Source organism: Rothia terrae (genome assembly GCF_012396615.1).
In the GTDB taxonomy this organism is placed as follows: Bacteria; Actinomycetota; Actinomycetes; order Actinomycetales; family Micrococcaceae; genus Rothia; species Rothia terrae.
In genome coordinates, this window is sequence record NZ_JAAXPV010000014.1 from 15,094 (window position 1) to 35,406 (window position 20,313).

The 20,313-nt window shown below is 54.7% G+C and carries 14 protein-coding genes; 11 read left to right on the top strand and 3 right to left on the bottom strand.

Features of this window, described 5'->3' with window-relative positions:
* Positions 1–320: 320 nt before the first annotated feature.
* From HF984_RS08345 to HF984_RS08375, 7 genes are all read left to right on the top strand, one after another.
* Positions 321–866: a gluconokinase gene (locus tag HF984_RS08345; protein ID WP_168615222.1), complete on the top strand. Its 546-nt coding sequence runs from the start codon at positions 321–323 to the stop codon at positions 864–866.
* A gap of 217 nt (positions 867–1,083) precedes the next feature.
* Positions 1,084–2,487, top strand: a complete 1,404-nt coding sequence (locus HF984_RS08350) for a GntP family permease (protein ID WP_168615223.1) — start codon at positions 1,084–1,086, stop codon at positions 2,485–2,487.
* A 172-nt stretch (positions 2,488–2,659) separates the two neighbouring features.
* On the top strand, positions 2,660–4,687 hold the full coding sequence (locus HF984_RS08355) for a DUF6541 family protein (RefSeq protein ID WP_168615224.1): 2,028 nt from the start codon (positions 2,660–2,662) through the stop codon (positions 4,685–4,687).
* A 149-nt stretch (positions 4,688–4,836) separates the two neighbouring features.
* A complete protein-coding gene (locus HF984_RS08360; protein WP_168615262.1) occupies positions 4,837–5,574 on the top strand; it encodes a glycosyltransferase family 2 protein in 738 nt (245 codons plus the stop codon).
* On the top strand, positions 5,574–5,978 hold the full coding sequence (locus HF984_RS08365; protein ID WP_168615225.1) for a DUF2304 domain-containing protein: 405 nt from the start codon (positions 5,574–5,576) through the stop codon (positions 5,976–5,978). The genes HF984_RS08360 and HF984_RS08365 overlap by 1 nt, the downstream gene beginning before the upstream one ends.
* Before the next feature lie 33 nt (positions 5,979–6,011).
* Positions 6,012–6,887, top strand: coding sequence for a glycosyltransferase family 2 protein (locus HF984_RS08370; protein ID WP_168615226.1), 876 nt, complete (start codon positions 6,012–6,014; stop codon positions 6,885–6,887).
* A gap of 130 nt (positions 6,888–7,017) precedes the next feature.
* Complete coding sequence (locus HF984_RS08375; RefSeq protein WP_168615227.1) at positions 7,018–8,346, top strand: polysaccharide biosynthesis protein; 1,329 nt, start codon at positions 7,018–7,020, stop codon at positions 8,344–8,346.
* A gap of 264 nt (positions 8,347–8,610) precedes the next feature.
* Here HF984_RS08375 and HF984_RS08380 read toward each other — a convergent pair whose 3' ends face one another.
* Entirely contained in the window at positions 8,611–9,591 is a 981-nt protein-coding gene (locus tag HF984_RS08380; protein ID WP_168615228.1) for a glycosyltransferase, read from the bottom strand.
* 61 nt (positions 9,592–9,652) lie between these two features.
* Here HF984_RS08380 and HF984_RS08385 point away from each other — a divergent pair, with 61 nt between their 5' ends.
* Together HF984_RS08385 and HF984_RS08390 are read left to right on the top strand one after the other, a co-directional pair.
* On the top strand, positions 9,653–10,654 hold the full coding sequence (locus tag HF984_RS08385) for a glycosyltransferase family 2 protein (RefSeq protein WP_168615229.1): 1,002 nt from the start codon (positions 9,653–9,655) through the stop codon (positions 10,652–10,654).
* Between the two features lie 176 nt (positions 10,655–10,830).
* Positions 10,831–12,135 carry an MFS transporter gene (locus HF984_RS08390; protein WP_168615230.1) on the top strand — a complete coding sequence of 435 codons (1,305 nt, stop codon included), beginning with the start codon at positions 10,831–10,833 and terminating at the stop codon, positions 12,133–12,135.
* A gap of 69 nt (positions 12,136–12,204) precedes the next feature.
* Here the strand turns inward: HF984_RS08390 and HF984_RS08395 are convergent, their stop codons facing one another.
* Both HF984_RS08395 and HF984_RS08400 read right to left on the bottom strand, forming a co-directional pair.
* Entirely contained in the window at positions 12,205–12,588 is a 384-nt protein-coding gene (locus HF984_RS08395) for a hypothetical protein (RefSeq protein ID WP_168615231.1), read from the bottom strand.
* A gap of 109 nt (positions 12,589–12,697) precedes the next feature.
* A complete protein-coding gene (locus HF984_RS08400; protein WP_168615232.1) occupies positions 12,698–13,600 on the bottom strand; it encodes a shikimate dehydrogenase in 903 nt (300 codons plus the stop codon).
* A gap of 241 nt (positions 13,601–13,841) precedes the next feature.
* Between HF984_RS08400 and HF984_RS08405 the strand changes: the two genes are divergently transcribed.
* Together HF984_RS08405 and HF984_RS08410 are read left to right on the top strand one after the other, a co-directional pair.
* Positions 13,842–18,746 carry an NAD-glutamate dehydrogenase gene (locus HF984_RS08405; RefSeq protein WP_168615233.1) on the top strand — a complete coding sequence of 1,635 codons (4,905 nt, stop codon included), beginning with the start codon at positions 13,842–13,844 and terminating at the stop codon, positions 18,744–18,746.
* Positions 18,747–18,971: 225 nt separating this feature from the next.
* Complete coding sequence (locus HF984_RS08410) at positions 18,972–20,198, top strand: Fic family protein (RefSeq protein ID WP_168615234.1); 1,227 nt, start codon at positions 18,972–18,974, stop codon at positions 20,196–20,198.
* Positions 20,199–20,313: the final 115 nt, after the last annotated feature.

Consider the following 20,313-nt stretch of genomic DNA (forward strand, 5'->3'; position numbering starts at 1 on the left):
AACTTTGTGACGCGCGCGGGTGTCTTGCTCGTCTTATTATGGTGATTTCGCGCCATAAAAACGTGCGGACGTGTGGTTATGGCCTGGGGTGGCGACACATTGCACGGTTTTTGGCTAAGCGGTGTAACAAATGAGCGGTTTTTCTCTGACAAGATGCTGATTTTGCGGTAACTATTTTGAGTGCCCGGACTAAAAACGTGCCTAAGCTTTCATGACGCTCCTGTCGTGTTTCAAAATCTGGCTAATTTTTCACCGCTGTTTGCCCTAGAGAACCCGCATTTTTGGCGGGATAGAGGTGAGAGCCGGGTTAAGGTTGAACTATGAATGCTTCAACGAAGAACACTCACCTAGTTGTCATGGGGGTCAGCGGCACCGGAAAAACCACGGTTGCCCAGGCACTTGCCCGCGAGTTCAATCTGGAATTCGCGGAGGGTGACGATCTGCATCCGCAAGCAAATGTCGACAAGATGAGCGCGGGCATCCCGCTGAACGATCACGACCGCGAACCCTGGTTGCACACCATTGCGCAGTGGATGACATCCGAGGCGCAACAGGGGCAGAACACCGTGGTCTCGTGTTCCGCACTGAAAAAGCAGTACCGCGATATTTTGCGGTCAGCTGCCGGACGCGTGGTTTTTGTTCACCTCGCCGGTGAGAAAGAAATTATCGCTGAGCGCATGAAGCACCGACAGGGGCACTTTATGCCCGTCTCTTTGCTGGACTCACAGTACGAAACCCTTGAGGCTCTCACCGATGATGAGCTCGGTTTCGTGGTTGATATTGCCGGCACTAAAAACGAAGTAATTGCCGACGCGGTGACCGGTGCGCGCACCTACCTGACCGCTGAATCCGGCGTCGCGTCCTAAAATTTTTGTAATTACACACCGTAAAAGGTTTGTTCACGGGTATCCACCGACAGGAACAGCAAAAAGCGAGCTGGTATCGGGACTGGCGTGAATCGCCATATGAGCGAAGCGAATCGGTCGAGAGGGACTGCTCGCTGAAAGTTGTTCCTGGCGGGTCAGTAAGCAACTGCTGGATGCACCAATAGACATTCCACATTCACTCTAGAAAGACACCCCTATGGAAATTGAAGGCTGGTCACAAACACTGACCGCAGGCCCCCTGCTCGCCATCGCCGCAGGCGCCATTGCGCTTCTACTTTTGCTAATTATCAAGCTCAAACTCCACGCATTCCCCTCGCTGATTCTCGTCAGCCTGATCACCGCGATCGCCACCGGCATTCCCGTACTACAGGTAGTGCCCGTACTACTGGACGGTTTTGGCGGCACACTCGCATCCGTCGCCCTGCTCGTGGGCCTAGGCTCGATGCTCGGCATCCTTATTCAAACCTCCGGTGGTGCACATGTGCTCGCTATGAAACTCATCGACGTCTTCGGTGAAAAACGCGCGCCCATCGCCCTCGGCGTCGCATCCATGCTCTTCGGCTTTCCCATATTCTTCGACGCCGGCCTTGTGGTGATGCTACCGATCATGTTCTCCGTGGCACGCTGGGTAGGCGGCTCCATGTTGCTCTACGGACTGCCCGTCGCTGGCGCGTTCTCTGTCATGCACGTCTTCGTACCGCCGCACCCCGGTCCGGTCTCAGCCGCAGCATTCTTCAACGCCAACGTCGGCGTCCTACTGCTCGTTGCCCTGATTATCGCAATCCCCACCTGGTATGTTGCCGTCTACCTCTTCAGTAAAGTTGCCGGCAAGCGCTACAACGTGCCCGTACCCGCCATCCTCGGCCAAGAAGAACCGCAAGACGACCCCCAGAACCCGCCCGCATTCGGCACCGTCCTCATGGTTCTTCTGCTACCCATGATCCTCATCTTCATGAACACCGGCCTGAATACCCTGGCAACCTCAACCTTGCTCGACGGCTCCGTGCGCGACCAAACCTGGTTCCAAGCCCTGCGTATGCTCGGTGAAACCCCCGTCGCACTACTGATTACCACCCTCGTCGCCATGTACGTGCTCGGCACCAAACGCGGACTGCACAAAATCCACATGCAACACACCATGGAAAGTGCACTACCCGCCGTCTGCTCCGTCATCCTGATCACCGGCGCCGGCGGCATGTTCGGCGGCGTCCTGCGCACCTCAGGCATCGGCGCAGCACTCACCGACGTGCTCGGCGATATCGGTGTACCGCTGATTCTCGCAGGCTTCCTCATCTCAGGAATCCTGCGCGTGGCACAGGGCTCAGCAACCGTCGCACTCACCACCACCGCAGGCCTTATCGCACCCGGCGTAGAAGCTGCCGGTTACAACAGCGTGCAACTGGCAGCCCTCGTCGTAGCAGTGGCAGCAGGATCAGTCATCCTCTCACACTTCAACGACTCCGGCTTCTGGCTCATCAGCCGCTTCTTCAACCTGGACGAGAAAACCACCCTCAAAACCTGGACGGTCCTCGAAACCCTCATCGGCATCTGCGGCTTCGCGCTCGCCGCTGCGGTGTTCGGCGTCGCATCCTTGATGTAGGGGGTAACCACCTCATCTCCCCGCCGATAAACCAGGATCTCGGCGTTTAAAAGAGGGGTTGAATTATGACTAGATTCTCAGGAACTCCACCGCGAAAACCCCGGCTTAGGCTATAGAATTTTTAGGTTATGCAAGGAAAGCTGATGGGCTTACACCCATCCGAAGGAGCGCTATGAGCTGGCTGGCTATTCTCGTCCCCTTTCTCATGGGACTGTTGTTGCTGTTCGTGCCCGGTCTTTTAGTCACCACCGCTGTGCGCCTGCGCGGTTTTGATGCGGTTGCTATTGCTCCTCCGGTTTCTGTTGCTGTGCTTGCTGTCAGCGCGATTATTGCCCCGATGGTGGGTGTTGGCTGGTCGCTGTGGGTTCCGCTGGTGTTTGCTGTCATTGTGGCGGCGCTCGGTTTTGTGGTGACTTTCGGTCTGAATAAGCTGGGGTTGCTGGATGCGCCGTATAAGCGTCAGCTGGGTAGCACCATTGTGCGCACCCCCATGACGTGGAATATCAAGCAGCAGGCGTGGTTGTATGCCTCGGTGGCTATTGGCTCCTTGCTGACGCTGCGAAATACTGCGCGCGGTATCGGGGCGCCTGACTGGATTTCGCAGACTTGGGATAACAATTTTCACCTGAACGCGGTGCGTTACATCGTGGATCATAATAATGGGTCAGCGCTGTTTGTTGCGAACATGACCTCGGGTGGTGGGCCTGCAACTTTCTATCCCTTGGCGTGGCATGACTTTGTTTCACTAGTATTTATGCATTCTGGTGCATCTATTCCGGTGGCGACTAACGCGTTCGCTATGGCGGTTGCCGGTGTAGTTTGGCCGCTGTCTGTCATGTACATGGTGCGCAGTATTTTTCGTGCCAACCCGGTTGCGCTTATGCTCACCGGTATCGCTGCGGCGAGCATGTCGTCCTTCCCGTTCTCGCTAATTTACTTCGGCGTTCTCTACCCCAACTTGCTGGGGTACGCGCTGTTGCCGGTAGGTATTGGCATGATGGCGCAGCTCTTCCGCGTGGGTCTGGTTCGTTACCTGGCGACTACCCAGTCGCTGTTCCTTGGTCTGTTTGTGGCTCTTGGCATTGCGCTGGCGCACCCCAACGCGGTGATGTCTATGCTCGTGCTGATTATGCCCATCTTTATTGCGCGCGTCGTTCTGCAGATTATTGCCGCTGTAAAGAAGGAAACCCCGTGGTGGGTTGTGGCGTTACAGACCGTGGTTATTGCCGGTATCTTCTACCTCATTAGCTACCTGTGGGAGATCGTTCGTCCCGCTAAAGAAGCTGGTGAGATGTGGCATCCGCAGTCTTCTCAGGGTGAAGCTCTGGGTGGGATGCTCACTAACGAAGCCCTCACCTCTAAGCCGCTGTGGGCTGTTACTATCCTGTCGTTGATTGGTATTTTCTTCCTGATTAAATGCCGCAACCGCCTGTACTGGGTGCTGGGTATGTGGGGCGTACTCGCGTACTACTATGTGGCTGTTCGCTCACTGGCGTGGGAAGACGGACGCTACGAGGTGGTGGGCGTGTGGTACCACGACTCCTTCCGCCTAGCTGCTCTTGTGCCCATTGTGACGCTTGCGTTTGTGGCTTACGGTGTGCATCAGCTGAGTACTTTGCTCGCTGACAAACTGGTAGGCGCAGATTTGTCCCGCTTTAAAGGACGCCTGCGTGAGCACGGCCTGGTGGCGACGGTTCTTGGTGCCTTGGCAGTGATTATTCTCGGTACCGTGATGCAAACTGCTGCACCGCTCAATAACTACTTGCACGCATCACGCGCTTTATATGAACCCACCCTCGAGTCGCCACTACTGACCCCCGACGAGTACAACGTCTTGGAGAATATAGACAAATATGTGCCTGAAGATAGCGAGATTGTAGTATCAGCGTTCAATGGCGGTGCCCTTGCATATGCGATGGCTGACCGAAAAGTTACTGTTTATCACACACTCTCATCTATGACTAGCGATGATTGGTATATGTACCACAATCTTGATAAGGCAAAAACTGACCCCAAGGTTTGTAAAATTCTTGAGCGGGACAATATCGATTACTTCCTCTGGTTTGGTTGGAAAGAAGTTAATGGCATGAATCACCAGGGGTGGTACACCAGCTTCGACAAGTTTGTCGACAGTGATCTTGTGGAGCCGGTCTATCATTCCGGTGGCGCTACCCTATACAAAATTACTGCCTGTGAATAAACCGTCAGTGTAACTTATCTTTCGTCGCTACTGGAGAGGCTCTCTGAGGTTTTACTCAGCGATTACTCGGTATGAACTGCTAAACTAGCAACGATTCGTTGTGCCACGGTGCACCGTGAGATGTGTTAGATATTTTGGGAGCTTCACCGATGCTACAGCCTGCTCGCCAGGGTCGCCCGCGCGTCCTGGTCATCATGCCTGCGTGGAATGAAGAAGAATCATTGCCTAGCAGTATCGCTGACCTGCGCGCAAAGACGCCGTGGGTAGACCTTGTAGTTATCAATGACGGTTCTACAGATAACACCTCCGCTGTTGCGAGAGAGTGCGGGGCGTTTGTTATTGACCTGCCGTACAACATGGGTGTTGGCGCGGCGATGCGCACCGGTTATAAGTACGCGCGTCGTATGGGCTACGACGTTGCGATGCAGATGGACGCGGACGGTCAGCATCCGCCGGAATATATTGATGTTCTGATTGCTGGTTTGGATCATGCCGATATTGTGATTGGCTCGCGTTTTGCGGAGTCCACTAATTACAAGGTGAAAGGTCCGCGTAAGTGGGCGATGGGTCTACTTTCTTTCTTGTTCACTAGGATTTCTGGTGAGAAATTTACGGATGTCACCAGTGGTTTTAGGGCTGTGAACCGCAAGGGTATTCAGCAGTATTGCGACTTCTTTCCGGCGGAGTATTTGGGTGACACCATTGACTCGACCGTGATGGCTATCCGCTCCGGATGCAAGGTCATTCAGGTGCCCGTTGAGATGCGCGAACGTCAGGCGGGTACGCCGTCGTCTGGTCCGCTTAAATCCGCTATTTACCTGGTGCGTTCTTTCTTTGCCTTCGCCATTTCAATGACCCGTAAAAAGACATCGGATGAGGTGCAGTAATGCCGTCAAATATATTCTTTCTGATTCTTTCACTCGTCATTTTTGTGATGGTGCTGGTGCAGGTTCGCAACCAGAAAATGAAAGAAAAGTACGCCGCGCTGTGGCTGATTGTCTCTGCCGTCATTATTGTTTTGGCCGTCTTCCCCGTGCTTCTGTGGGGGCTGGCTGATTTTACCGGCGTTGTTATGCCCGTGAATCTGCTGTTCTTGCTGGCAATCGTCATGCTCATCGGTGTGTGTATGCACTTGACCTTAGAGGTCTCAAAAATTTCGGACGAAACCCGCACGCTCGCTGAGGAAATCGCGATTCTACGCGCGTCCCAGGAGCAGGGTTCCCCGGCTGAAATGAAGAAATCAGCCAATATCAAAGCTGACTCTGATACCCCTCAGTCACCTAAACTTTAAAACAAACGTTCTTATCTAATATCAGGAGATCTCTTGACCGTCGATATTCTTTTCCCGTACTACGGCGACGTTGACTTCATGAAGCAGGCAGTTCACTCTGTGCTGGGTCAGACCAACCCGGACTGGCGTCTGATTGTTGTGGACGACGGCTACCCCGATGACTCCATTCCCGGCTGGTTTGAGTCCCTGAACGATGAGCGCATCACCTACATGCGCAATGAGAAGAACTTGGGCGCAAACGGTAACTACACCAAGGCTCTGACCTTCGTTGAGAACGAGCTTGTGACCGTGATGGGTGCCGATGACGTCATGCTCCCTAACTACGTTGAGTGGTTTGTGCAGGCAGCAGAAGCACACCCGCAGGCTAAGATTTTCCAGCCCGGCTGTGTTGTCATTGACGAGAACAACGCCCTCTCCAACACCCTGGTAGAGAAGACCAAGGCGTACTACCGCCCCAACGGCACCACCGAGCTTTCCGGCGAAGACCTTGCTGTTTCAATTCTGCGCGGTGACTGGCTCTACTTCCCCTCACTGGGCTGGCGAGCAGAGACCATCGTTGGTCTGGGCTTCCGCGAGGGTCTGAACGTTGTTCAGGATATGGCTCTGGTGCTGGACGTTGCAGCGCACGGCGGGTCACTGTACTACGACGAAGCCGTCGCTTTCATGTACCGCCGTCACAAGGCATCCGACTCATCATGGCGCGCTCTTGAAGGAACCCGCTTTGACGAGGAACGCACCTACTTTGAAACCATCGCGCGCGAGATGGAAGCACGCGGCTGGAACAAGGCAGCTAAGGTCGCTCGCCTGCACTTCTCATCACGCATGCACGCAGCAACCCTCCTTCCCAAGGCAGCAATGGCAAAGAAGTGGAACGGCGTGAAGAACCTCGCAAACCACATCGTCAAGTAAGTTTTGATGCAGCGAAGCGGCTGAGCGACTTGCCCAACGTGGGTAAGACGGTCAGCCGCTTTTATGTAGGACGAATATTGCACCTGCAGTATATAAAAGCTCGATAAGGGCGCAGAAATGGTAGGAACCTGTGGCTGATACTCAGAAAAACCTGGTGGTTGATGATTCCCCCACCATCACAAAAGCGCAGTCGATGACAATCTTGCTGAGCTCAATCATCGCGGCAGCATCTGTTTTCATTACTACCTTTATTGCGAATAGGGTACTGGGGGGCGAGGAACTCAATGAGTTCCTAATGTTCTGGTCTGCTCTGTTCCTGGTCTACGGCATTATCGGTAGCCTTCAGCAAGAGGTAACACGCGCGGTAGGTAACGCGCGGCTGCGGAAGGTTTCCAATGGAGCTCGAGTAGTTAGTGTGGCGGTCAGCTTTGGCATTGTGTTAGCTGCTCTTACAGCCCTTTCTTCTCCGGTGTGGGCACCTGACAAGATGAAAACAGCTCCAGTAATCGGTGTTTTTCTCATTGCTGTGAGCGTTATTTTTTATGCTGTTCAACCATCAATGACAGGCAGTGCTGCAGCGCAAAAATCTTGGTATCTCTTCGCCGGTATTTCTGGTGGTGAGGCTGTGTGGCGTCTGGTCGCTATGGCAGCTGTTGCCCTGATTTCAGGAAGTCTCATCGGTCTTGAAGTTGCTGTTGTTAGCCCTATTTTTGTGTGGGTTGTTTGCTCACTACTTTTCAAGGACGCGCGTCGAGCGTTGGGCGCTCGTGCGGATGTAGGAGCGAAGAAGCTTAGCCGCAATATTCTCTTGGCGATGGGGTCTTCCATCGCATACTCCGTTCTGGTGGTGGGCTTTCCTCTGTTTCTGGAATCTAGTACTCGTGGCGAGAGCTCAGAGTACTCTAAAATTTTGGTCGCGGTTCTAGTGCTGATGATTTCTATCTGTCGTTCGCCTATCATGATGCCTCTTCAGGCATTTCAAGGCGTTGCGATTGCGGCTTTCTTAAAACAGCAGCATCGTCCGATTGCAGCACTCGTTAAGCCTTCCATTTTGTTCTTAGCGGTAGGTGCTGTGGGTGGTTTATTGGCAGCTCTCGTGGGTCCTTGGCTGTTTACGCTAATTTATGCGCCTAACTCTGAACTCAAACAGGTTGTTTATGAGGATATTGTGCATGGGTGGTTGCTGGGGCTGCTGACTTTTGCGTCTGCTATCTTGGCGCTTATTGTTTTGACGGGCACTGCTTCTCTCGCGCTAAATGCTCACCGAGTATATGTTCTGGGCTGGGCAGTGGCTGCAGTAATTTCTATTGCTCTCTTGTTTATCCTGCCCTTTGACGTCATTACGCGGGCATTGATTTCTTTGTATACCGGGCCTCTCATCGGCTTTATGGTGCACCTTGCAGGCATCAAATCCGTTGTGCGTTCGCGCCATAGTGCGCTTGTTGAGGTTTATCCATAGGAGCGCCTCGAGACAAATATAGCGGGTGGCAAACTGGCTCGGCTGAGTGCAAAGATTCCGAGCATGCGAGGAAGTAAATCTTTGGGCTCAGAACTGACGCATAAATCACCTAGTGAGCGAAGCTAACCGGCGAGAAGGATTGTTTGCCGCCCGCTGCGTTTGGGTAGAACTTCTAGGCGCTTGTAAATAAACCTTATTGCTGAGAAGGCATATAAAAGGAGGCTCCTTCGGTGAAGAAAAGAGCCTCCTTTGAGTGCGGGTTATTTACAGCCCGTACGTTCTCTTGATGTAGAGCCCGTAGACCTTGCGGTAAATCCATGGTGATACTTTCAAAAGTACCGCGGCTACGCCGTACATTGAGCCCGATTTAATAGCCCGTTGGATAATCGGAAAGCGCAGAGCCTTTCGGCATTCACCTAGATAACTGCCTGAAGTCTCCGGATTTAGCCGCAAGGCGCTCTGTGCTCCATTTAAATAGGTGAGTACCCAAGAAACAGCCAAAGCATTCTGCTCCTCTTCGTCACCTTCGTGAGCACCGGTGGTGTCTTTAAGATAATCCATAAAACGGTTCATCTCAGTTATCGGTGGAGTTGAACCCCATGTAATCGACAGGGGGTTAACGGTGTAGAGGTAGAGGCGATCCTCGATTTCTTTCACGTACCGCGCAGTTTTATAGACAGCGATCGAAAAGCCTGCGTCTTCTACACGATTGATGAGCGGAAATTCTTGGCTGCCTACTGCACTTTTCCGGAAAATTTTGTTACAAGCATAGGGTGTTAGTTCATCGCGCATCAGAGCAATCATCGCTTCTCTACCTGTGAAAGAACCTTTGAGTTTTCCCGGGCGAGGCTTGCGCGTCCCATCTTCGTAGACGGTTTCAAGACCGCATGCAACAATATCTATGTCATCGGTGGCAGATGCATGCAGGGTTTCTAAAAAACTAGGTTTGTAGGCATCGTCAGAGTCAATAAAAGCGAGCCATTGACCCCGTGCGATTTTCATACCGCGATTACGCGTAGCAGCTAATCCTAAGTTTTTGTGGTTCGTGATGTAGCGAATACGATTGTCAGGGGTAATTTCGAGATATTTTTTAATGACTTCATCTGCATTGTCAGGAGAGTGATCATTAATAATAAGTAGTTCAAAGTCTAAATCAGTTTGTTTTAAAACGCTTTCAATAGCGGTAACTACAGAGTTTGCCGTGTTATAGACGGGCATGATGATCGAAGTTCGTGGCGAAGTCACAGTTTCGGTATTCCTTCTGACGGTTATGATTGCCTTGATACTACCTGCTAAGTGAGGTTATATGAGCACCCCGCGTACATCAATTATTATGCCGGTTTACAACACAGGCACCCGCGTTGTGGCGTCGATTGAGTCGGTGCTGGCGCAGACTGACACCGATTTTGAGCTGTTAGTGATGATTGACGCTTCGCCCGATGATTCGTCCGCGCGCATCGCTGATTTTCTGGCGGCGCACCCCGATGAGCGTGTGCGCGTGTTTGATAACCCCGTGAATAAGGGGGTGTCTGCGGTGCGTAATCAGGGGCTCGATAATATGCGCGGGCAGTGGGTTGCCTTCCTCGACTCGGACGATGCGTTTGCCCCGGATTTTCTGGCAACCATGCACGCGGCAGCAGGTGCTGACAGCGGTGCAGAAAATATTGACGTGGTGGCGTGCGCGCACACCCTGATTGATGCCGGTGGTAAAAACCGTGAGCGTCGCCGCGGTGAGCCCGGCGTCTATAGCGGCGATGAAGCGCTGACTACCCTGCTCAAAGACAAGTTCACCCCGTATGTGTGGGACAAGATCTTCCGCGCGTCCCTCTTTAAAAACCTGCGTTTTCCCGAGGATATTCACCGCGCTGAAGACCAGGTAGTTGTCGCCGGTGCCTACGCGCAGGCGCGCAGTGTAAAGCTCATCAAGGACGCCCTGTACAACTACACCGTGGATGCTGGCGGTCTGACCTGGGGCAAGATCACCCCGGTTGCTGAAAGTCGCGCGCTCATGGCTCACATGAAGGACGCTGCCGGGGCGGTCGTGCAAACCGCTGAAGGTAAACGAGCCTACGACGTTTCGTGGGTGCTCACTTTCTTGAACACGGCGCAGCAGGCACTGGTTGCTGGCACTGAGGAAGGCAACCGCGTCATTAAGCAGTGCCGCCGTGAAATATCGTGGGCTCAAATCCTCAACGTCTTCCGTGCACCTTCCGTTGTTTTTGGTGCCGCGGCGGTCCTCCTCAAAGTCTCGCCGGCACTCTATAAAAAGCTCTACGGCGCCTACATCAAAAAGATGTACGGGATCTAGTTCTCACCCTGCACCCGGTTTTTCAGGCAAGAAAACCCGTTTATGTCAGCGAATCGGTCACATAATGACTATTTCTTGTTCATATTTTGACTAGCCCCGCGCGGGTTTTTAGACTGACTCAATAACTTTTGCCGCCGCATCCCCTTCACAGCGGTGCAACAGAAGAGGAACAGGGTATGTCTCAGACGCTTTCAGCCCCCGCTAAACATCCACGCCGTGCTGCGTGGGCGAGCTGGATTGGGTCTGCCCTCGAATATTATGACTTTGCCGTGTACGGCACGGCGGCGGCTGTGGTTCTCAACCACATTTTCTTCCCGGGCGATTCACCCGCGGCAGCGACCCTCAAGTCCATGGTGGCGGTGGGCGTTGCATACGTGGTGCGTCCGCTGGGTGCAATGATTATGGGGCCTCTCGGCGATAGATTCGGACGTAAGTTCGTGCTCATGCTGACGCTGTTCATGATGGGTTTTGCGACCTTCGCTATCGGATGCCTGCCCACCTACGACACCGCCGGAATCTGGGCGCCTATCTTGCTGGTGGCGTGCCGCGTCCTTCAGGGCCTGTCAGCCTCGGGGGAGCAGGCGTCCGCGATTTCAATGTCGCTAGAACACGCCAACGATAAATCCCGCGCTTTCACCACCAGCTGGACGCTGCAGGGCACGCAGTTTGGCTCCTTGCTTGCGACCGCTGTGTTTATTCCTTTCGCGGCACTGCCTGAGGATCAGCTTTTCAGCTGGGGCTGGCGTGTGCCTTTTTGGCTTTCGGCGGTTGTGGTGGTTGCGGCATGGTTGATTCGTCGACGTCTTGAAGAGCCGCCCGCTTTCACCCAGGCAATGCAGCAGGTTCAGGTTAAAAAGACCACCCCGCTGCGCGACGTTTTTTCAGCGCACAAGACCGCTGTTCTCACCGTTGCGCTGTGCGCCATGGTCAACACCGTCAACATGGTGTTCACAACCTTCGCGCTTTCCTACGCGACCAACGGCATCGGGCTTGATCGCGGCATGATGCTGTGGGTGCCCGTCGCATCCAACGGTTTAGGGCTGCTCGCCATTCCGCTGTTTGCGCGTCTGTCAGACAGGGTAGGACGCAAGCCGGTCTTCATCGGCGGTGCGCTGCTGGCGTCCTTCATGATGGTGCCCTACCTATGGTCCATTCACTCCGGTAGCGTGCTGGGAATCTTCCTGTGCGGCGTACTCATGCACGGTGGTTTCTACTCGATGGCGAACGGCATTTGGCCCTCTTTCTACGCCGAAATGTTCCCCACTCGCGTGCGCGTCACGGGTTTGGCGCTGGGCACCCAGATTGGTTTTGCGGTCTCAGGTGGCGTGGCTCCGGCTGCTGCTACCGCGCTGTCCGGCGAAAACCTGACCGGATGGGTGGGACCGGCGTCCTTCGTGGCAGTGGTTGGTCTGCTAGTTGCCTTAGTGGCTTCGCGCGTGCGTGAGACCGCGCATCTGCCGCTGGCTGAGATTGACCGGTAACACCTAACCCCTAGAGTTGCGCTCATCCGCTGGGACTTTAAGTACTTGCGGTGAGCGAATCGCCAGGGGTTAGCCAACCTTCTTCATCAGTGCCGTCAGCGCATCCTCGGCTGCGCTGACCATCTTTCCGGGCGATGTGAAGCCGTGACGTTCTGCAATCATCTCGCCCTCGCTGGATGCGGGCACGAACACCTGCGTGCCAAAAGCTGACGGGGTGCTGGTGGCAGGCTGATCGGGTTCTTCCATGAGCATGAAGCCGTAGGCGGTGGTGTCTGCGAAGCTGAGGTTCAGCACGTAGCGGCGTTGGACGCCTTGCACGGTGTAGGTGCGTGAGAGGTCAGCGTCATCCACAAACTCGCCGTCGAGCTCTAACCCGCCGTTATACTCCAGTTCCCAGCCGTAGGTGCGTGCCAACAGGTAGGCGTTTTCTTTGATGCCGGTATCTTGAGCCATGTGCGGGTGCCTTTCGTGCGGGAATTCGTAGGGTGCGAGGTGAATTGTTTTAGTTTACTACCCGCGCCGAGACTGCACTTTAACCCACCTGCTGTGGGTAAAAACCGGGTTAAAGTGCAGTTTCGTCGCGGTTGGCGATCAGGGATTCAAAGTGCGCTCGCATGCGCGCCGCGTCCGGCTCTATTCCGGCGAAAAGTCGTAGCGCATCCACTGCTTGCCCCACTGCCATGTAGCCGCCGGGGAGGACGTCGCATCCGACTTTTCGGGCGTGCGCAATGAGCGGGGTTTCTTGTGGTAGGTAGATGACATCGGCAACCCACAGCCCCGCGTGCACGAGAGATAAATCTAGCGGTGCACCGGGGTGGATGTGCATTCCAACGGGGGATGCGTTGACCAGCCCGGTGGCTTGCGGCAACAGCCCGGCGACGTCCATAACGCCGGCGGCTTGTACGGATGCGTTGGGAAAGAGAGCTTGAAGGTCTGCAGCTTTGTCGCGTGCCCGGTGAACATCGGGGTCAACTAGGTGCAGGACGCGGGTACCTGCTTTAAGCAGTGCGTAGGCGGTTGCTGAGCCTGCTCCGCCGGTTCCCAACTGAATTACGGTGTCGAGGCGTCCTGAGTTTGCGGTGATATGCGGCAGTCCCCACGCCATGCCCGTCAAGAACCCGGAGTAGTCGGTGTTATCTCCAAAGCGCGTGCCGTCTTCCCGCAGCACTACGGAATTGACCGCACCGAGGGCGGCGGCTTCGGGTGAGACCTTGTCGAGGTGTTCCATGACGGTCTGTTTGCAGGGGTGAGTGATGTTGAAAGCGTTAAAACCAAGTAGCTCGGCGGAGTCTAAAAGAGCGGGCAGGGACGCGGGGTCCAGCTCTAGCGCAGTGAGGTCGATGGGGCGGTAGAGGTAGCGCAGACCGTGGTGGGTAGCTTCTTTCTCGTGCATGGGAGGGGTGAGGGATGCGGTGATGCCTTCGCCAATGAGGCCGACCAGAAATGACTCGTGTTTTAAGCTCATGATTTTATCTATTGTACGAGTGCCACTGCGGTGGTGCTTGTGCAGGGCTTATACCCTGATGAACAAACCTCGTAGCGCGGACTTTTTGCGCTTTCTGGCATTGTTTATAGACTGCTGGTGAGCTGTAAAATCAGCCGCCTTTTTAGTTGGTAGTTTACGAGGCAGTCGCGTTAGACTTATACAGAACGCGCCCGCACGGCGCACTTACAGCTCACAAAGGCGTGAGAACCAGTTGAAAGGCATGACGTTGCACGATAACAATGGCGTAATCACTGAGTGGTCAGGCGAACAGGACTGGATTAACCAGTATGTTTTGCACTGCTCGGCAGATGAAATTTCTGATCTTTCGAGGGAGGACATCACTGCTCTTGCAACTGCGCACCGCGAGTTAGCTCAGGTTCGCGGACAGGGGCAGGCTCTTGTTGATGTTGTGGAGAGTGCGGGTGCCACTACTCTTTTAATTGCTACCGATGATATGAGCTTTTTGGTCAGTTCTGTGACCGCTCAGATTGCCGCTAATTACAGTGGTATTGCAACGCTGATTCACCCGACGTTTATTGTGCAGCGCGATGCGTCCGGTGCGTTGACGGGTTTGAAGGGGACCGGTTTGGCGCAGCCTGTAGCGTCGGGCGATACCGTGGCTTTGCCGAGTTTGAAGATTGTGGATGCCGTCGGTGACGGTACTGCGCGCATCGAGTCATGGATTGCTGTGCGTTTGAGCTCTGTTTTGGATGCTGATGCGCAGCAACAGCTCAAGCGCGAGATCACTGAGATTCTTGAAGACGTGCGTGTGGCGTCCGAGGATCGGGTTGAGATGGCTGAGCGCGTGAGTGAGCTTGCTGAGCACATGAATTCTTTGCAGGAGATTACTCTCGGTGGCGCTGAGCATTACTCGGGGGTGTATAACTCTGAGGTTGATCCCGCGGCGCGTGTGGCGTCCGTTCAGGAGTTTTTGCGCTGGTTGACGCGCGGTAACTTCCTCTTTATGGGCGTGAAGGCTCGCGATTTGACGCGCAACACCGACTCGATGCTTCTGGTGGATCGTCCCGGTTCTGGCCTGGGTATTTTGCGTGCGGGTGAGGACTCTGCCGAGAGTAACGGTGTGGAGCTGACCGGTTTGGCACGCGATAATGCGCGCGACCCCAAGCCCATGTACATGACCAAGGCGAATTCCCGCTCAACTGTTCACCGTCACGACTACCTGGATTACATCGGTATTCGTGATTTTGATGAGCAGGGCAATATCGTCGGTGAGTACGTTATCCTCGGCCTTTTCTCCTTGCAGGCTTACGCGCTACCTGCGTCCGAAACCCCGCTGGTGCGTGAGCGCGTGGCTATTGTGCGCCGCCGCTTGGGCTTCCACCCCGGTTCACACTCCGACAAGACGCTGGCGGGCATCATTGAGGACTACCCGCGCCTTGAACTGTTGCACTCCGATGTTGATAGCCTGACCGAGATTTTCCGCGGCATCATGGGCCTTGAAGAGCGTCGCACTACCCGCCTTTTCTTGCGTCCGGACGATTTTGGCCGCTTTGTCTCAGCCGTCGTCTTCTTGCCGCGCGATCGCTACAACACTCAGGTGCGTCAGCGTCTTGAGCGGGTGTTCCGCGAAGAAATTGACCTGCAGAACATTGATTTTGAGGTGCGCCTGTCGACCTCGTCGCTGGCTCGTCTCTTCTTCCGTATTCGTCTGACGAACCCCAACGTTATTCCGCCTATGGACGCTGTCAAGATTGAAAAGCGTCTGCAGCAGGCGGTGCGCTCGTGGGGTGAGGCAACCGGCGTCGCGCTGGAGAACACCGATGGTGGACGCCCGCTGTCATCGAACTGGGCTGAGGCGGCGCCGATGACCTACCGCGCTGACTACGAGGTAACAGATGCTGTTGAAGACGTTGCAATTTTTGAGTCGCTCAGCGAGGAATCCGGCAAGCCCGCCGCGATTCGCATCGTTGAAAAAGACGGCGTCACCCGCCTGAAGACTTACCTCTCGCAGCAGCGCACACTGACTGAGCTTCTGCCTGTCATGCAGAACATGGGCCTGACGGTCATCGACCAGAAGCCCTACGAGATTACCCCTGCAGACGGCCGCAGCTTCTTGCTCTATGACTTCGGTGCGCAGCTACCCGAGGGTGTAGACGCCGAAGCTGTTGAGCGTATCTATGAGGATTCCCTGAACGCATTTTTGATGGGAGCTCGCGAGTCTGACTCGCTGGATCGTCTGATTCTCAGCGCTCAGCTGTCATGGCAGTCGGTGGCAATTTTGCGCGCTTACACCCACTACCTGGTGCAGCTTGGCCGCGGTTTCACGCCGGAGTTTATGTCTGACACCCTGCTAGCATTCCCGCAGGTCACCGGTATTCTGACTCGACTCTTCGAAATTTCCTTTAATCCGGAATTATCGTTGAGCGATGCTGAACGAGAAGAAGGGCGCGAGACCCTCTGGGCTGATTTTGAGGCAACCCTGAGCGAGGTTCCCACCCTGGACGCTGACCGTTTCTTGCGTTCAATGGGCACCGTTATTTGGGCAACCCTGCGCACGAACGCGTACCTCGGCAAGTACTCACTGGCGCTCAAAGTTGATCCTGAATCTATTGATTTCGCGCCGTTGCCGCGTCCTAAATTCGAGATTTTCGTTTATTCCCCACGTGTGGAAGGCGTGCACTTGCGCTTCGGTTCTGTTGCGCGCGGTGGCTTGCGCTGGTCTGACCGCCGCGAGGACTTCCGCACCGAAGTTCTGGGTCTGGTCAAGGCTCAGATGGTCAAGAACTCGGTCATTATTCCCACCGGCGCCAAGGGTGGTTTCTACCCCAAGCACCTGCCTAACCCGGCGCTTGACCGCGACGCGTGGATGACTGAAGGCCGCGAGTCCTACAAGATTTTCATCTCATCACTTCTGGATGTCACCGACAATCTCTCTATTGAGGCTGACGGTGCTGAAACCGTGGTACATAACCCGCGTGTGGTTGCCCGCGATGGCGATGACTACTACCTGGTGGTTGCGGCTGATAAGGGCACCGCGTCCTTCTCTGATACCGCTAATTCCATTAGTGAGGAATATGGCTTCTGGCTGGGCGATGCTTTCGCATCTGGCGGCTCGGTGGGCTATGACCATAAGGCAATGGGTATTACCGCCCGTGGCGCCTGGGAGTCCGTCAAGCGCCATTTCTCCGAGTTGGGAATTGACTGCCAGAGCGAAGAATTCACCACAGTAGGAATTGGCGATATGAGCGGCGACGTCTTTGGTAACGGCATGATGCGCTCGCGCACCACCCGACTGGTTGCCGCCTTTGATCACCGCGATATTTTCATCGACCCCAACCCGGATGCGTCTACCTCCTTCGACGAGCGCGTGCGCCTGTATGAGACCCCGCGTTCATCGTGGCAGGACTACAACCGTGAGCTGATTTCAGCTGGCGGTGGCGTCTACTCCCGCGGTGCTAAGTTCATTGACATCACACGCGAGGCTCGTGAGGCACTCGGTATTGATGAGGGTGTTGCCCGTCTGGCTCCAGCCGAGCTGATTTCGGCGATTCTGCGCGCACCTGTTGACCTTGTCTACAACGGCGGCGTGGGTACCTATGTGAAGGCTGCGGTAGAAACCAACGCTGAGGTAGGCGATAAGGCAAACGATGGCCTGCGCATCAATGGCGGCGAAATCCGCGCCAAGATTGTGGGCGAGGGTGGCAACCTCGGCTGCACTCAGCTGGGCCGCATTGAAGCCGCTGAAGCTGGCGTGCTGATTAACACCGACGCTATCGATAATTCCGCAGGTGTGGAAACTTCTGACCGTGAAGTTAACATCAAGATCCTCGTAGACCGCCTGGTAGCTGCCGGACGCCTGTCTGCCGACGAACGCGCGTCCTTCATCGAATCGCATCGCGAGGACGTCGGTGTTCAGGTGCTACGCACCAACGTTGAGCAGAACGTGCTGTTGCAGGCTGAGCGCCTGGGTGTAGTGCCCGGTGTTGAGGCCTACATTCGCCTCATCCACGACCTCGAAGAAAACGCTGGCCTCAACCGCGACGTTGAGTTCATTCCCGGCGACGAGGCAATCCGCGACCGCTACGCGTCCACCGGCGTCACGCTCACCAGCCCCGAGCTGTCCGTTCTGGCGGCGTACGTGAAGATCCACCTCACGCACGAGCTTGAGAAGACCACCTTTGCCGATGACCCCTGGCTCGGCGGAGTGCTCCGCGAGTACTTCCCGCCGGCACTGGTTGAGCGTTTTGGTGACGCCCTTGAAACCCACCCGTTGCGCCGTGAAATCATCTGCACTCAGGTCGCAAACGAAATCGTGAACCTGGGCGGTATCACCCATGTCTTCCGCGTCATTGAAGAAACCGGGGCGTCGGTGGATGCCATCGCCCGCGCGTTCATTGTTTCACGTGAAACATTCGATATCTCGCTCGAAGCGCAGCTGCACCGCGACCTTCCCGCGTCTACCCCGCTGGATGCATGGCAGGCAGTTATTCGTGACTGGCAGCGTGTGCTCGACCGCCTGGTGCGCTGGTTTATTTCTGAGCGTTCCGTCGTGGTGGGTAAACCCATCGAAGGCATGATTGAGCGCTTTGCGCCCATCAAGTCTTTGCGTGCCAACCTGCCGCAGTACCTCTCAGAAGACACCCGCACCCGCGTGCGCGCCCTGCGCGACCGTGCAGAAGAGTGGGGCCTGCCCGAGGAGCTGCTGGTTATCTGGATTCGCTCTTTCGAATCCTTCGCGCTCATGGACGTCCTGCGCATCTCAGAGGTGCACGGACTCAACGCCGACCAGGTGGCGCACCTCTACTTCGCGGTCTACGACCGCTTCCGCATCGACGCGCTACTCACCATCACCTCGCGTCTGCCACGCACCGACCGCTGGGAAACCCTGGCGCGTTCGGCGCTGCGCGACGACCTCTACGAGATTGCGGCTGCGCTCGCGCTCAAGGTGGTTCGCGAGCAGGGGCTGGACGCGTCCATGGACACCCCCGAAGAGGCTCGCGACCTGTTGGATGCTTGGGTGGCCAAGAACCCCGTACGCACCGGCCGCGTGGATGCCATGTACGAGCAGGTGCAGAAGATGGAGGCCCTCGGCGATGGGCAACCCCCGCGCCTGGCAGTACTGTCGGTGACCGTGCGTACACTGCGTGAGGCTGTAACGAGCTAAAGCTTTAGCTTTTTACCCGCCGAGATCCTGATTAATCGACGAAATCCTGATTTAAAACAGGAACTCGTCGATTAATCAGGATCTCGGCGGTTTGCTTTAAGGTGCATCGCCATTCGGTGGGCAGTGTAGTTAAAACACAAAAATGGGCATTTTTGTGAGAAAGAGTGCGTAGAATGAGCTCTTAACCCACAAAACAGTCGGTTTTTGGGAGATAGGGGTAGCAATATGAGGAAATATAAGACCCTTAAAGCAGTTTTTCATCAATTTGATGCTCAGGTCGCCGAGGCTGAGGAACGACGACGTCGAGAGGTCGGGTTTGAAACTAGCTTTACGGTGGGGGACTACCGCTTGTTTTATGTAGCGACGCCGCAACTGTTAAACATCCAAGAGCAGGTGCTTTTAAACGAGCGTGCTCTAGAATTACTGGCTTTCGATATTCCTGTGGCTGCACAGCGTAGCTATCTTTTTGACCTCATTACTCAAGAAATTAGTGCTACCAACGAAATCGAAGGGGTTCGCTCCACTCGCCGAGAAATTGTGGAGGCTCTACAGGCAGAACCGTCCGAAAATAAGCGATTCAGAGAAATTGCCCGGCTTTATCTTGAGCTATCGAAGGGGGCTATAGAGGCTCCTGAGAGTGCCCAACAGGTACGTTATATTTATGATCAGCTTCTAGGTGATGAGATAGAGCCTGATGATGTTCCTGACGGAAAGCTGTTTAGGGCTGGACCAGTGGGGGTTCGGGATGGGGCGGGCAAAAACATTCACGCTGGTGCTAAAGATGAAGAGAAAATCGATGGCCAGCTTAAGGCGATGTTTGATCATTTATCGGCTGATGACGTGCCGTTCATTGTGTCAAGGTTAGTTTCTCATTTTATGTTTGAGGCAACGCACCCCTTCTACGACGGTAACGGTCGCTTTGGAAGGTTCCTGCTCAGCGTGCAGCTACAAGCAGTTTTTTCTTCCTATACGGTGTTGACACTATCTCACATCATTAATACTCAAAAAGATAAATATTATAAGGCTTTCGTGGAGGTTGAGAATGATCTTAACCGTGGGGATGCGACGCTTTTTGCTCAGGTGATGCTGGAGTTGTTGAGAGACGCACAGTTGCATTTGATTCAGGACTTCAACGCTAAAAAAGAGCTCATGGAGGTTCTCAGTCAGCGGGTGAATACTCTTATGGATGAGGCAGAGGATCTGTCTAAAGGTGCAATAGATTCTCTCTTTGTTTTTGGGCAAGCATTTTTGTTTGGTGGTTCTGTGGGGCTTGATTGGGATACTCTGGCAGGAGTGCTCGCGAAGTCAAAGAATACAGCGCGAAAGTACATCGATGAGCTTGAGAGCGCTGGGTTGTTGCAACGCGCATCTTCGCGTCCTTTACGGTTGACATTGAGCAAGGATGGGGTGGCTTTTCTTTCCCTAGAACGGGTTCCCTCTGATGCGTCCTAATTCTTTCCCCGCCGAGATCCTGATTAATCGACGAAATCCTGTTTTAAATCAGGAACTCGTCGATTAATCAGGATCTCGGCGGTTTGCTTTAACGCGTATTGGCCCTGAGGCAAGG